We start from the raw sequence: 13,389 nt of genomic DNA on the forward strand, positions 1-13,389 counted from the left end.
AAAAATATTTTCAGTTAACTATTGACAAAAAGGGTTTGTGATTGTACAATCTACACAACGGGTATCTCTGGCACTCGAGAGAAATTATTCAAATCATGAGGAGGAGATCAGCAATGAATCTGAAAAAAGCAGTTGCTCTTGCACTGGCAACCGGCATGACCCTGAGCCTGGCCGCCTGTGGCGGCGGGGACGCCAAGACCAGCGGGACGCCCGCTCCCGCGGCCAGCGGCTCCGGTGCCGCTACCGGCACCGAGATCACCATGTGGACCTACCCCATCGGTAAGTGGGGCGGCACCGAGGCCAAGGTGGACGAGATCATCGCCGCCTTCAACGCCGAGTATCCTGACATCAAGGTGAACGTGGAGTTCCTGGACTACACCAACGGCGACACCCAGGTCACCTCCGCGATCACCGCCGGCAATACCCCCGACATCATCATGGAGGGTCCTGAGCGCCTGGTCTCCAACTGGGGCGCTGCCGGTAAGATGGTGGATCTGAGCGATCTGTGGACCGAGGAGGCTACCGCCGACATCGCCGCTGTGAGCGAGTCCGTGGTCAACGCCTGTAAGAGCAACGACGGTACTTACTATGAGTACCCCCTGTGCATGACCACCCACTGCATGGCCATCAACAAGGAGGTCTTTGAGGCCGCCGACGCTATGCAGTACATCAACGACGAGACCCGCACTTGGAACAGCACCGAGGACTTCCTCAAGGCCATCGCTGCTGTGAAGGCCTCCGGTCAGGTGGCCACCCCCGGTATCATCTACTGCGGCGGCCAGGGCGGCGACCAGGGTACCCGCGCGCTGGTGAACAACCTGTACGGCGGCACCTACACCAATGCCGACCACACCGAGTACACCGCCAACTCCGCTGAGAACGTCAAGGCCCTCCAGACTCTGTCTGAGCAGGTCAAGGCCGGCAACCTGACTGCCGACGCCAGCTTCCAGGCTGCCGACGAGCTGCAGGCCTTTGCCAACGGCACCGCTGCTATGACCTTCTGCTGGAACGCCTCCAACCAGGCTCAGTATGCCTCTCAGGTCTCCTTCACTCCCTACGCGGTGGCCTTCCCCACCGATCAGGAGACTCCCGCTCTGTGCGGCGGCATCTGGGGCTTCGGTATCTTCGACAACGGCGATGAGGCCAAGATCGAGGCTGCCAAGACCTTCATCAAGTTCGTCTGTGACGACGCCGAGCAGGGTCCCGAGAGCGTCCGCCTCTCCGGCTTCTTCCCCGTGCGTGCCTCTCAGGGCGACGTCTATGCCGGCACTGAGGACGAGGCCCGTATGGCTGAGTTCCAGGTCATGATGCCTTACCTGGGCGACTACTACAACGTCATCGGCGGTTGGACCGAGCAGCGCACCAACTGGTTCAACATGCTGCAGCAGATCTTCGTCAGCGGCGAGGACGTGCAGACTGCGGCCGACAACTTCGTGGAGGCCAGCAACGCCGCCATCAAGTAAGACCTCTTTACACGCAATCATGCGCCCGCTCCCTATTTGAGAGGGGGCGGGCGCATTCGCTTTGACCCGCGGAGAGCGGGGGAGAGGAAGCGTATTTTACGACAAAGGGGAACGATACGTTATGGAGCAAAAATCCGTGCCGGCTGCGGCAAAAAAGCCCAAAAAGGAACGGCGCTCTGAGTTCTCCGGCATGAGCAAGGCTCTGGTACGCCGGGAAACGATTTCCGCCTACCTCTTTCTGCTGCCCAGCCTGATTTTCTTTGTGGGGTTCGTTGTGATCCCCATGATCATCTGTGTGGTATACAGCTTTCTGGACTACGGCCTGGCGGGCTTTGAAGGGTTCGCCGGTCTGAACAACTACATCGAGATGTTCCAGGATAAGGTCTTTATCCGGGCCTTCTGGAATACGGTACTCATCGTGGTCGTAGCCGTGCCTACGGTCACCGCGTTTTCGCTGTGGGTGAGCTCCGCCATCTGCCCCATGAAGGCGGTCACCCGTTCTTTCTTCCGCTGCGTGTTCTATCTGCCCGTGGTCACTGGTACCGTGGCGGTCACCGTGGTGTGGAAGTGGATGTTCAACCCCTACACCGGTCTGCTCAATCAGATCCTGGGGACCACCGGTTTCAACTGGCTGGGCAATCCCAAGACCGCGATCTGGTGTATCATCATGATCCTGTTTACCACCTCCATCGGCCAGCCCATCGTGCTCTACGTGGCGGCCCTGGGCAACGTGGACCAGTCCCTCATCGAGGCGGCCCAGGTGGACGGCGCCACCAAGCTCCAGGTGTTCTGGAAGATCAAGTGGCCCCAGATCATGCCCACCACCCTGTACATCCTGGTCATCACCACCATCAACAGCTTCCAGTGCTTCGCGCTCATCCAGCTGCTGACTTCGGGCGGACCCAACCACGCCACCGATACCATCATGTACTATATCTTTGATATGGCGTATAAGTATCAGCGCTTCGGCTATGCCAACGCCATGGGTGTCGTTCTGGCCCTGATCATCGCGGTGTTCTCCGCCGTGCAGTTCAAGGTCACGAAGACCGACAACGGTTAAGGGGGTGAAGAGATGAACAACAGTCTTGCCATGAAACAGTCCAAGGGATATCGGGCATTCGCCTTTGTCATCCTCTTCCTCCTGGCTGTCTTCTTCATTTTCCCGCTGTACTGGATCATCACCGGTTCCTTCAAGACCGCTGCGGCCATCAATGCCCAGCAGCCCCAGTGGTTCCCGCTGGAGCCCACCCTGATGAACTACACCAAGCTCTTCAGCCAGCCGGCCTTCCGGTGGCTGGCCAACACGGTGATCATGGCCGTGGGCGCCATGGTGCTGACCTGCCTGACTGCCGCTCTGGCCGGCTATGCCCTGGCTAAGAAGCGCTTCTATGGGCGCAAGATCCTCTTCAGCCTGCTGGTGTGCGCCATGGCTCTGCCTAAGCAGGTCATCGTCATCCCCCTGCTGCAGGAGATGAACTTCCTGCACCTGCATGACACCCTCTGGGCCGTCATCCTGCCCACCGTAGGCTGGCCCTTCGGTGTGTTCCTGATGAAGCAGTTCTCCGAGACCATCCCCACCGAGATGCTGGAGGCTGCCCGGGTGGACGGCGCCGGCGAGCTGCGTACCTTCTTCAGCGTGGTATTCCCCATGATCAAGCCCGGCGTGGGTGCGCTGGCCATCTTTACCTTCGTCAACTCCTGGAACGACTACTTCCTGCAGTTGATCATGCTCAACAGCCGCACCCAGTGGACCATCTCCCTCGGTATCGCCAGACTCCAGGGCGAGATGGCCAGCGACTTCGGCCTCATCATGGCCGGTGCTGCTCTGGCGGCTATCCCCATCGTGGCAATCTTCATCGCGTTCCAGAAATACTTCACACAGGGTATTGCCATGGGCGCGGTAAAGGGTTAAGATTACTGTGTTTGGAGTCCCTTTCAGACGATGTCTGATCCGGTTATCCGCAACGTGCTGGAACTGACAGGAGGGCCCGCCCTGCAAAGCGGGGCGGGCCCTGTTTCCTGCCGGCTCACATAATTTATTGGAGTGAATCAAAATGAGCGATCTGAACAAGTACCAGGGTGTTATCCCCGCTTTCTACGCCTGCTATGACGACGAGGGCAATATCTCTCCCGAGCGTGTGCGCGGCCTGACCCGCCACCTGATCAGCAAGGGCGTCAACGGCCTGTATGTGGGCGGCTCCTCCGGTGAGTGCATCTACCAGAGCGTGGCCGAGCGCAAGGTGGTGCTGGAGAACGTCATGGCTGAGGCCAAGGGCAAGGTCGTGGTCATCGCCCACGTGGCCTGCAACAACACCGCCGACAGCCAGGAGCTGGCTGCCCATGCCGAGAGTCTGGGCGTGGACGCCATCGCCTCCATCCCGCCCATCTACTTCCACCTGCCCGAGTACGGCATCGCCCAGTACTGGAACGATATCTCCGCCGCCGCCCCCAACACTGACTTCATCATCTATAACATCCCCCAGCTGGCTGGTGTGGCTCTGACTCCCTCCCTCCTGAAGGAGATGAAGAAGAATCCCCGCGTGATCGGCGTGAAGAACTCCTCCATGCCCACCCAGGACATCCAGATGTGGCGTGACGAGGGCGTTATCGTCTTCAACGGTCCCGACGAGCAGTTCATCTCCGGCCTGGCCATGGGCGCCTGCGCCGGCATCGGCGGCACCTATGCGGTCATGCCCGAGCTCTTCCTGAAGGTGCGTGAGCACTTCCAGAAGGGCGAGATGGAGCCCGCCCGTGAGATCCAGAACGAGATCTGCCGCATCATCTATCAGATGTGCTCCGCCCACGGCAACCTCTATGCCACCATGAAGGCCATCCTGGCCAAGAAGGGCGTGGAGTGCGGCTCCGTCCGCAAGCCTCTGCCCGCTCTGGTGGAGAGCGATCTGGCCATTGTGGACGCCTGCGCGGCCCGGATCGACGCGGCGATTGCCAAATACTGCTGATGGGATGCCTGAGGGCACAACAGGAAGGAAGAGATTATCATGAGAATTTATCTGGCAGAAGATTATAAGTCCATGAGCCGTCGGGCCGCCAACATCATCTCGGCCCAGGTCATCACCAAGCCCGACAGCGTGCTGGGCCTGGCCACCGGCGGGACCCCCGTGGGTGCCTACCAGCAGCTGGTGGAGTGGTACAAGAAGGGCGACCTGAGCTTTGCGGAAGTCAAGTCGGTCAACCTGGACGAGTACTACGGCCTCTCTCCCCGTCATGAGCAGAGCTACCGTTACTTCATGCAGAGCAACCTCTTTGACCATATCGACATCAAGTACGAGAACACTCATGTGCTCAACGGCCTGGCCAAGAGCCCCACGGTGGAGTGCGCCGAGTACAATAAGCTCATCCGGGATCTGGGCGGCATCGACCTGCAGCTGCTGGGCATGGGCCACAACGGCCACATCGCCTTCAACGAGCCCGGCGACGACTTCGGTCTGGAGACCCATCTGGTCAATCTGACCGAGAGCACCATCGAGGCCAACAAGCGCTTCTTTGAGAGCAAGGACGATGTGCCCCGTCAGGCGCTGAGCATGGGCATCAAGAACATTATGCAGGCCCGCCGGATCCTGATCGTGGTCAGCGGTGCGGCCAAGGCCGACATCGTGTACAAGGCCTTCTGCGGCCCGGTCACCAAGGAAGTGCCCGCCTCCATCCTCCAGCTCCACCCCGATGTGACCCTGGTGGGCGATAAGGAAGCGCTGAGCAAACTGGTAGAGGCAGGTGTTCCCGTATGCGGCTGACCGGAGCAAAGGTATTTGACGTCCAGAACGGCTTTGTTTCCCGGGATGTGTGCATTGAGGGAGAACTGCTGGCCGACCACAGCTCCGACGGGAAGAGCGCCGACCTGTCCGGGTACTATCTGATCCCCGGTCTCACCGACGTGCATTTCCACGGCGCCAAGGGCCATGATTTCAGCGATGCGGATCCCGAGGGCCTCCAGGTCATGGCCGACTATGAGCTCTCCCGGGGTGTCACTCAGATCTGCCCCGCCGGCATGACCCTGCTGGAGGAGCAGCTCATCAAGGTCTGCAAGAACGCGGCCCAGCATCGGAAGAACAGCAAGAGCGGCGCTCTGCTGTGCGGCGTCAACCTGGAGGGGCCCTTCCTCTCCCGGGCCAAGAAGGGCGCCCAGAACGGCGATTGGCTCCATGAGCCCGATGTGGCCATGCTCCGCCGCCTGGAGGAGGCCTCCGAGGGTCTGGTGAAGCTGGTCTCGGTCGCCCCGGAGGAGCCCGGCGCGCTGGAGTTCATCAAGGAAGTCGCCGACGAGGTGACGGTCTCCATCGCCCACACCACCGCCGACTATGATACCGCCATGGCGGCCTATGCCGCCGGCGCCCGGCAGGCCACCCATCTCTTCAACGCTATGCCGCCCTTTACCCACCGGGCACCCGGCGTGGTGGGCGCGGCTTTCGACACCCCCGAGTGTATGGCTGAGCTGATCTGCGACGGCGTCCACATCCACGCCAGCGTGGTGCGGGCCGTGTTCCAGCTCTTTGGGACCAAGCGGGTCATCCTCATCAGCGACACCATGCGGGCCGCCGGTATGCCCGATGGGGACTATACCCTGGGCGGTCAGCCGGTCCAGGTCAAGGGCAAGTACGCCACGCTGGAGGACGGCACCCTGGCCGGCTCGGTCACCGACCTGATGAACTGCATGAAGACCGCCGTCTCCTTCGGGATCCCCCTGGAGGACGCGGTCCGGGCCGCCGCGGTGAACCCCGCCAAGGCCATCGGCATCTACAGCCGCGTGGGCAGCATTGAGAACGGCAAGCTGGCCAACCTGGCCGTGCTGGATGAAAATCTGGAGCTCAAGGCCGTCTTCCTCAAGGGTGAACTGGTCCACGGAACTGTATAAAAGCACAAAAATATCCTTGCAAAAGGCTTGATTCTCTGGCATAATAGAGACAGCGGCGCGGCTGCGCCACCATTCCAGCCACCCTCTCCTACTCCATTTCCATAGGGGAGGGTGAGCGGTAAAAAAGGAGGAAATCCGCCGGACCGGCGGTGCGGCAGTGTGGAGACCTGCCGTAACGTCCCTGGAGTTTTGCTCTCCATGGACGAGGGAGTGCTTGCGGAGGCATCGCTCCTACGGTCCTCAACCTATGGCAACTGTCAGCCTGAAGAATGTCAAGAAGATCTACGACAACAAGGTCACCGCGGTGCACGACTTCAACCTGGAGATTGCGGACAAGGAGTTTATCGTCCTGGTCGGCCCCTCCGGCTGCGGTAAGTCCACCACCCTGCGGATGATCGCCGGCCTGGAGGATATCTCCGAGGGCGATCTCCTCATCGGCGACAAGCGCATGAACGATGTGGAGCCCAAGGACCGCGATATCGCCATGGTCTTCCAGAGCTACGCCCTGTATCCGCACATGACCGTGTATGAGAACATGGCCTTCTCCCTGAAGCTGCGCAAGCTGCCCAAGGCTGAGATCGACAAGCGGGTGAAAGAGGCGGCCGAGATCCTGGATATCACCCAGTACCTCCAGCGCAAGCCCAAGGCCCTCTCCGGCGGCCAGCGCCAGCGCGTGGCCATCGGCCGCGCCATCGTGCGTGAGCCCCAGGTCTTCCTGATGGACGAGCCGCTGTCCAACCTGGACGCCAAGCTCCGTAACCAGATGCGTGCCGAGATCATCAAGCTCCGTCAGCGCATCAACACCACCTTTATCTACGTGACCCATGACCAGACCGAGGCCATGACTCTGGGCGACCGTATCGTCATCATGAAGGACGGCTTCATCCAGCAGATCGGCACGCCTCAGGAGGTCTTTGATCATCCCGCCAACATCTTTGTGGCCGGCTTCATCGGCATGCCTCAGATGAACTTCTTCGACGCCAAGCTGGAGAAGAATGGCGACCAGTATGTGGTCCGCTGCCAGGGCGCTGTGATCACCCCCGGTGAGAAGATCCAGGCCGGCCTGAAGGCCCGGAACGTGGCTCCCATGGACATCACGCTGGGCGTGCGTCCTGAGCACATCTCCTTCGTATCCGAGCCCTCCGAGACCAGCGTCAAGGGCGTGGTGGACGTGTCCGAGATGATGGGCTCCGAGGTGCACCTGCACGTCAATGCCAGCGGCAAGGACGTGGTGCTGCGTGTTCCCACCACCGACCTGCCCGAGGAGCATCGCGGCGGTATCAACTATGGTACCCAGGTCCACTTCACCTTCCGCAATGACCTGCTGCACCTCTTCAACCCCGAGACCGAGGCCAACCTGCTGGCTCTGGAGTAATAGAGGCGGGCGGACTGCGCGTCTTTCAAAAGTGACTGTGTGTTGAGAAATGAGGACCCTGGCCCACTGGGCCAGGGTCCTTTTTACATTTTGGTTTAATCCAGAAAGACCGTCTCAGCCGCCACACGGGTACAGCCCGCCGGGGCATAGCGCCAGTAGGCCATGCGTCCCTCTGTGATGAAATAGGGGAGGGGGGCAGGTGGCTCCGGAGGCAGATGGTCGATGATGAGAAGCTTGATCTTCATGCGGTCGGGGGCAATGGACTTGAGAAAGACCGACACCCGCTCCCCCTCCGTGAGGTCGGTCCGCGCCTCGGCCAGCCCGGAGAGGTTGGGGGTGAGCTCAATAAAGGCACCGTACTCCTTGATCCCCCGCACGATACCTGGTACCGTCATGCCCGGGTGAAAGGGGCGTACATTTTCCGCCCAGGTGCCCAGCAGCTCCTTGTGGGTGAGGTAGATGCGCTCCCGCTGGGGGTCTATGTCCAGCACCACCGCATAGATGGACTGTCCGATGGTAAAGCGCTGTCCCGGATGGGAGATGCGGGAGACTGAGATATTTTCGATGCCGATCATGGAGGTGACCCCGCAGCCCAGGTCCACGAAGGCCCCGAAGGGCTCCAGGTGGGTGACCACGGCGGGGAGTACCATGCCCGGCCGGGCCTGGGTGAGCAGCAGGTCCAGAGCCATGCGCTGGGCTCTGCGCCGGGAGAGGATGGGCCGCCCGCCCGCCTCCGGTATGGAATCCACCAGGAAGGACACCGGCCGCCCGACCCGGGAGAGGATGGCGATGTCCCGGGTGGTCCCCTCCGCGATGCCCAGGGCGGCCTCGGTCCGGGGGATGGTGGCCAGGCGGCCGTTTCCCAGGGAGACCGTCAGGTTGTGTTCGGCGTCACAGAGCAGTGCGGTCCCTTCCAGTACGGTCTTTGTTTCCATGGCACGGCGCAGTCCCTCCGGCGAGGAACAGGCGGCACGGTTCTCTGGCGTGTGCAGGCGATGGCCCTCAGGCAGGAAAAAGCGTGTCAAAACGACCAGATCCTTTCAATATCCAATAGGGGTCTATAGAGCACTATATGCGCCCCGCAACCCGGAATTGACAGAAAAGAACGGGGAATTTATAATAATACCTACGGCTGTGTGGCCGGGAGGCCACGAGAATGGGGCTTGCGTCCGCCCGCCTCATGGGATATAATAATGTAGCGAAGTAAAGTAATAAATGGAGAGGATGAACTGCCATGGATGTACGGGTGGGCGATGTGCTGGAGCTGAAGAAGCAGCACCCCTGTGGAAGCCGGGAATGGCTCGTCCTGCGGGTTGGCATGGATTTCAAGCTGCGCTGCGCCGGCTGCGGACATGAACTGATGCTCCCCCGCAGCAAGGTGGAGAAGAATATCAAAAAAATCAAGCGGAATGAGGGGCCGGAGACATGAAAGAATTTTGGAGCAGCCGCATTCGGGACATGGTCCCCTACACGCCGGGGGAGCAGCCCAAGGACCGGACGTTCATCAAGCTCAACACGAATGAAAATCCCTATCCGCCCGCGCCGCGGGCGCTGGAGGCGGCAAAACAGGCCGTGGGGGAGGGGCTGCGCCTGTACCCCGATCCGGAGGCCGGGCAGCTGCGCGCCGCACTGGCGGCCTATCACGGGGTGAAGGCGGAGCAGATTTTTGTGGGCAACGGCTCGGATGAGGTGCTGGCCTTCTGCTTCCAGGGGCTCTTCGATCCGGCGCGGGCCATTTGCTTTCCGGATATCTCGTACAGCTTTTACCCGGTCTACGCCGGACTCTTTGGAATCCCTTACCGGGAGATCCCCCTGCGGGAGGACTTCACCATCCCGGTAGAGGAATTTTTGGGGAACAACGGCGGCGTGATCCTGCCCAATCCCAACGCCCCTACCGGCATTGCTCTGCCTCTGGCGGAGGTGGAGCGGCTGGCCGCAGGCAATCCCACCGCCGCGGTGGTGGTGGACGAGGCCTACGTGGACTTCGGGACAGAGTCAGCCCTCTCCCTGCTGGGCCGGTATCCCAATCTGCTGGTGGTGCGCACCATGTCCAAATCCCGCTCTCTGGCAGGAATGCGGGTGGGATATGCGGTGGGCAGCCCCAATCTCATCGCTGCCCTCAACTGCGTGAAAAACTCCTTTAACTCCTACACCCTGGACCGGATCGCCCTAGCGGCGGCCCAGGGCTCGGTGGAGGACGAGGCGTATTTCCAGGAAAACCGCCGCCGCATCATGGACACCCGGGAAAAGACGGCCGCCGCTCTGGAGGAGCTGGGCTTCCGGGTCTGTCCCTCCCAGGCCAACTTTCTCTTTGTCTCCCATCCGGAGCGGGGAGGGAAGGAGCTGTTGGACACCCTGCGGGCACAGGGCATCCTGGTCCGCTGGTGGGGTAAGCCCCGCATTGAAGACTATCTGCGGATTACCATCGGCACCGAAGAGGAGATGGAGCAGCTGATCCAGGTCCTGCGTCAGACACTCGGCCGTGACAAAGCACAGAAATAAGGAGGAAATCCCTTGCGTTACGAAGGAAATATCTACCGTCCCCCCGGAGAGTGGCGGAGCTATCTGCTCCAGGTCACCGTGGGGTGCTCCCATAATAAGTGTACCTTTTGCAGCATGTACAAGGACAAGCAGTTCCACATCCGCCCCATGGCCGATATCTTTGAGGACATCGAGATGGCCCGGGCCTACTATAATCGGATGGGCCGGCCGGTCAAGCGGGTCTTTCTGTGCGACGGCGACGCCGTCATTATGCGGACTGAACAGCTGCTGGCCATCCTGAAAAAGCTCTATGATACCTTCCCGGAGCTGGAGCGGGTCACCGCCTACGCCGGTCCCCGCTCGGCCCTGACCAAGACCCCGGAAGAGCTGCGTGCTCTGCGGGAGGCCGGACTGTACCGGGTCTATCTGGGGGTGGAGACCGGCTCGGATGAGCTGCTTCACACCATCAAGAAGGGTGTGGGCGCGCAGGAGATGCTGGAGGCCGGCATCCGCCTGCGGGAGGCAGGCCTGGACCTGTGGGTCATGGTCCTGCTGGGACTGGCCGGTCCCGGGGAGCCCTCCCGCCGGCACATCCTGGCCACGGCGGAGATGATGAACCAGATGAAGCCCCGCCATCTCTCGGCCCTCACCTATATGCCTGAGCCGGGCACCGAGATGGGGGAGCAGGTGGAGCGGGGAGAGTTCCAGCTCATCACCGGGCCCCAGGCCCTGGAGGAGACCCGTCTCCTGCTGGAGCACCTGGACGTGGACCCGCTGCACTTTACCTGCGACCACGCTTCCAACTATCTGCCCCTCAAGGGTGGTCTGCCCGAGGACCGGCAGGCCATGCTCTCGGCCATCGATCTGGCCCTGGAGGACCAGGAGCTGCTGCGTAGCGAATACGGCCGCGGACTGTAATCGATTGAAAAACGCTTCCGGACAAAAGTCCGGAAGCGTTTTTGTCATAGTGGAACCTGGGGATCCGAGGGTGGGGTTTCTCCTGTTACGGAGGAGGCCAGGGAGAGGGCGTCGTGTCCATATTTTCGGCGGACCTGATCCACTGCCCGCTCCAGCCGCTCCAGCCGGTCCCGGCGGGGGAGGGAGTCGGCGGAGAAAAAATCCAGCTGTTCGGCGGCCTCGTCCTCCGGGATCAGGTGCTGGGCCGTGACCGTGAGGGCCCGCACCGGGGCCTCCGCCCGCCAGACACCCCGGAGCAGGGCAAAGGAGGCGTCCAGCAGCTCCCGGGTGACAAAGGTGGGGGCGTTCAGCCGGCTCTGGCGGCAGATGTCCCGGAAGGAGGGGTCCCGGATCGTGATCTGGACGGTGGTACACTTGAGACCCACCTCTCGCAGCCGCCCGGCCACACTGTCGCACAGGAGGGCCAGTCCGGAGCGGAGTTCCTCCCAGCCCACCAGATTGTGGGGGAAGGTGATGCCGTTGCCCACCGACTTGGGGGGCGGCATATCCCGCAGCGGGACCACGGGACTGTGCTCCCGGCCGCTGGCATAGGCGTGAAGGGTCACGCCCTGACGGCCCAGGACCCGCACCAGAGCCTCCCGGTCAAATTGGGCCAGATCCCCGATGGTGTGTACGCCGTACTGCTCCAGGGTCCGGGCGGCGGCCCGGCCCACAAAGATGAGATCGGTGACTGGGAGGGGCCAGAGCAGCGTGCGGAAATTTTCGGGGGAGATGACGGTGGTGGCGTCCGGCTTCCGGTAGTCGCTCCCCATTTTGGCAAAGATCTTGTTGAAGGAGACCCCTGCCGAGAGGGTGAGCCCGGTCTCCCGGCGGACTACGGAGCGGATCTCATCGGCCACCGCCTTTCCGTCGCCGCCAAAGAGGTGGAGGGAGCCCGTCATGTCCAGCCAGCTCTCGTCAATGCTGAAGGGTTCCACCAGATCGGTATAGCGCTCATAGATGGCGTTGACGGCCCGGGAAAAGTGCCGGTATTTCTCCCGGTGGGCAGGGAGGAGGATGAGCTGGGGACATTTGCGCCTGGCCTGCCAGATGGTCTCGGCGGTCCGGACCTGGAAGCGCTTGGCGGGCTCATTTTTGGCCAGGATGATTCCGTGGCGGCTCTCCGGATCGCCGCAGACGGCCACCGGTTTTTCCCGGAGCTCCGGGTGGTCCAGAAGTTCCACCGAGGCGTAGAAGCTATTGAGATCACAGTGCAGAATGACCCGGTCCATGGCGCTCCCCCCTTGTTGTTCTGGATTCTATTATAAGAGATTCCGTGTCCCATGTCAAACGAATGTTCTATAACAAAAAAAGAGATGCCGGTCCCTTTTTGGGGGGACCGGCGTCGGGATTTTAGAACTGGTTGTAGTGGGCCCGCTCCTCAAAGGACTTGCGGGGCTTGGGCTCGCCCACCTCGGCGGGAACGCCCAGGGGGAGAATGGTGCGCACCGTTTTTCCCTCGGGAACGTGGAGGAGGGAAGCGATGGCCGCACAGGCGGCGGGGGCCTTGGTCATGCCGTCCATCCAGACAGTGGCATAGCCCAGGGCGGTGGCAGCCAGGAGCATATTCTCCACGGAGGCGGCATAATCCTCCACCTCAAAGGCCATACCGCAGGGGGCCACCACGTGCTCACTCAGCACCACCAGGATGACGGGAGCCGTCTGGGTGGCGGGGGTGGAGAGGACCTCGGAGATGCGCTTGCGCAGGTCGGGATCGGTGACCACCACAAAGGACGTGGTCTGGCAATTCTGACCGGAGGGGGCCTGGATACCGGCCTCTACGATCTTGCGGACATCGGCGTCTGGCACGGGCTGGTCCAAAAAGGGCGTCCGGTGGCTGTAACGCTTGGCAACAGTTTCAAAGAATTCCATACAATCACCTCATGACAGAAGCGGCAGTGCCGCATTTGGATACATCCATTTTATACCTTTTTTCTGCAAAATGCAAATAAAAATCTCGGAGGGCCCGGTAAAACCGGACCCTCCGTCTGCTTAGCTATTGAGATACTGCTTCACCAGCTCCTGAAGAAGCTCGTCCCGATCCACCTTGCGGATCAGCGCACGGGCGTTGTTATAGTTGGTGATATAAGTGGGATCTTCCGAGAGGATGTAACCCACGATCTGATTGATGGGGTTATATCCTTTTTCCTGCAGAGAATTATAGACAGAGGTCAGAATGTCCTTGATCTCCTGATCCTTCTCATAATTGAGACTGAATCTGCGTGTATAATCCGTATGCATGA

General features: G+C 61.1%; 14 protein-coding genes. 10 read left to right on the forward strand and 4 right to left on the reverse strand.

The window, feature by feature from the left end; all coding sequences use genetic code 11:
• Positions 1-113: 113 nt before the first annotated feature.
• The 7 genes from GPK94_RS08430 (at position 114) to ugpC (ending at position 7,708) form a co-directional block, all read left to right on the forward strand.
• Complete coding sequence (locus tag GPK94_RS08430; protein ID WP_186962766.1) at positions 114-1,463, forward strand: extracellular solute-binding protein; 1,350 nt, start codon at positions 114-116, stop codon at positions 1,461-1,463.
• A gap of 121 nt (positions 1,464-1,584) precedes the next feature.
• The gene (locus GPK94_RS08435) at positions 1,585-2,523 is read left to right on the forward strand and encodes a sugar ABC transporter permease (RefSeq protein WP_101693433.1); all 939 of its coding nucleotides are present in this window, start codon (positions 1,585-1,587) and stop codon (positions 2,521-2,523) included.
• A gap of 12 nt (positions 2,524-2,535) precedes the next feature.
• Positions 2,536-3,375, forward strand: coding sequence for a carbohydrate ABC transporter permease (locus GPK94_RS08440; RefSeq protein WP_193537556.1), 840 nt, complete (start codon positions 2,536-2,538; stop codon positions 3,373-3,375).
• A 142-nt stretch (positions 3,376-3,517) separates the two neighbouring features.
• Positions 3,518-4,423: a dihydrodipicolinate synthase family protein gene (locus GPK94_RS08445; protein ID WP_101693431.1), complete on the forward strand. Its 906-nt coding sequence runs from the start codon at positions 3,518-3,520 to the stop codon at positions 4,421-4,423.
• A gap of 39 nt (positions 4,424-4,462) precedes the next feature.
• Positions 4,463-5,215, forward strand: coding sequence for a glucosamine-6-phosphate deaminase (gene nagB, locus GPK94_RS08450; RefSeq protein ID WP_101693430.1), 753 nt, complete (start codon positions 4,463-4,465; stop codon positions 5,213-5,215).
• A complete protein-coding gene (gene nagA, locus GPK94_RS08455; protein WP_195278274.1) occupies positions 5,206-6,333 on the forward strand; it encodes an N-acetylglucosamine-6-phosphate deacetylase in 1,128 nt (375 codons plus the stop codon). Before nagB ends, nagA begins: the two co-directional genes overlap by 10 nt.
• Positions 6,334-6,547: 214 nt before the next feature.
• Positions 6,548-7,708 carry a sn-glycerol-3-phosphate ABC transporter ATP-binding protein UgpC gene (gene ugpC / locus GPK94_RS08460; RefSeq protein ID WP_256447334.1) on the forward strand — a complete coding sequence of 387 codons (1,161 nt, stop codon included), beginning with the start codon at positions 6,548-6,550 and terminating at the stop codon, positions 7,706-7,708.
• A 95-nt stretch (positions 7,709-7,803) separates the two neighbouring features.
• Here the strand turns inward: ugpC and GPK94_RS08465 are convergent, their stop codons facing one another.
• A complete protein-coding gene (locus GPK94_RS08465) occupies positions 7,804-8,733 on the reverse strand; it encodes a S1 RNA-binding domain-containing protein (RefSeq protein WP_252192552.1) in 930 nt (309 codons plus the stop codon).
• Between the two features lie 209 nt (positions 8,734-8,942).
• Between GPK94_RS08465 and GPK94_RS08470 the strand changes: the two genes are divergently transcribed.
• The 3 genes from GPK94_RS08470 to GPK94_RS08480 are packed head-to-tail and all read left to right on the forward strand — an operon-like array spanning position 8,943 to position 11,107.
• Entirely contained in the window at positions 8,943-9,137 is a 195-nt protein-coding gene (locus tag GPK94_RS08470) for a DUF951 domain-containing protein (RefSeq protein ID WP_215655535.1), read from the forward strand.
• Complete coding sequence (gene hisC / locus GPK94_RS08475) at positions 9,134-10,210, forward strand: histidinol-phosphate transaminase (RefSeq protein ID WP_215655536.1); 1,077 nt, start codon at positions 9,134-9,136, stop codon at positions 10,208-10,210. Before GPK94_RS08470 ends, hisC begins: the two co-directional genes overlap by 4 nt.
• A 12-nt stretch (positions 10,211-10,222) precedes the next feature.
• Positions 10,223-11,107: a radical SAM protein gene (locus tag GPK94_RS08480; protein WP_101693424.1), complete on the forward strand. Its 885-nt coding sequence runs from the start codon at positions 10,223-10,225 to the stop codon at positions 11,105-11,107.
• A gap of 44 nt (positions 11,108-11,151) precedes the next feature.
• On the opposite strand, the gene dinB is transcribed toward GPK94_RS08480, so the two are convergent.
• The 3 genes from dinB to GPK94_RS08495 all read right to left on the reverse strand — a co-directional run bounded on the left by dinB (position 11,152) and on the right by GPK94_RS08495 (position 13,387).
• Entirely contained in the window at positions 11,152-12,378 is a 1,227-nt protein-coding gene (gene dinB, locus GPK94_RS08485) for a DNA polymerase IV (RefSeq protein WP_101693423.1), read from the reverse strand.
• A gap of 121 nt (positions 12,379-12,499) precedes the next feature.
• The gene (locus GPK94_RS08490) at positions 12,500-13,018 is read right to left on the reverse strand and encodes a nitroreductase family protein (RefSeq protein WP_195278271.1); all 519 of its coding nucleotides are present in this window, start codon (positions 13,016-13,018) and stop codon (positions 12,500-12,502) included.
• A gap of 120 nt (positions 13,019-13,138) precedes the next feature.
• Positions 13,139-13,387 carry an IreB family regulatory phosphoprotein gene (locus GPK94_RS08495; RefSeq protein WP_215655537.1) on the reverse strand — a complete coding sequence of 83 codons (249 nt, stop codon included), beginning with the start codon at positions 13,385-13,387 and terminating at the stop codon, positions 13,139-13,141.
• Positions 13,388-13,389: the final 2 nt, after the last annotated feature.

The organism is Pseudoflavonifractor sp. MCC625 (genome assembly GCF_018784545.1).
Taxonomy (GTDB): Bacteria; Bacillota; Clostridia; order Oscillospirales; family Oscillospiraceae; genus Pseudoflavonifractor_A; species Pseudoflavonifractor_A gallinarum.

Bases quoted from the DNA above. Each gene is read 5' to 3' on its own strand.
- GPK94_RS08430 (WP_186962766.1), top strand. From the start codon at position 114: ATGAATCTGAAAAAAGCAGTTGCTCTTGCACTGGCAACCGGCATGACC.
- GPK94_RS08435 (WP_101693433.1), top strand. From the start codon at position 1,585: ATGGAGCAAAAATCCGTGCCGGCTGCGGCAAAAAAGCCCAAAAAGGAA.
- GPK94_RS08440 (WP_193537556.1), top strand. From the start codon at position 2,536: ATGAACAACAGTCTTGCCATGAAACAGTCCAAGGGATATCGGGCATTC.
- GPK94_RS08445 (WP_101693431.1), top strand. From the start codon at position 3,518: ATGAGCGATCTGAACAAGTACCAGGGTGTTATCCCCGCTTTCTACGCC.
- nagB (WP_101693430.1), top strand. From the start codon at position 4,463: ATGAGAATTTATCTGGCAGAAGATTATAAGTCCATGAGCCGTCGGGCC.
- nagA (WP_195278274.1), top strand. From the start codon at position 5,206: ATGCGGCTGACCGGAGCAAAGGTATTTGACGTCCAGAACGGCTTTGTT.
- GPK94_RS08470 (WP_215655535.1), top strand. From the start codon at position 8,943: ATGGATGTACGGGTGGGCGATGTGCTGGAGCTGAAGAAGCAGCACCCC.
- hisC (WP_215655536.1), top strand. From the start codon at position 9,134: ATGAAAGAATTTTGGAGCAGCCGCATTCGGGACATGGTCCCCTACACG.
- dinB (WP_101693423.1), bottom strand. From the start codon at position 12,378: ATGGACCGGGTCATTCTGCACTGTGATCTCAATAGCTTCTACGCCTCG.
- GPK94_RS08490 (WP_195278271.1), bottom strand. From the start codon at position 13,018: ATGGAATTCTTTGAAACTGTTGCCAAGCGTTACAGCCACCGGACGCCC.
- GPK94_RS08495 (WP_215655537.1), bottom strand. From the start codon at position 13,387: ATGCATACGGATTATACACGCAGATTCAGTCTCAATTATGAGAAGGAT.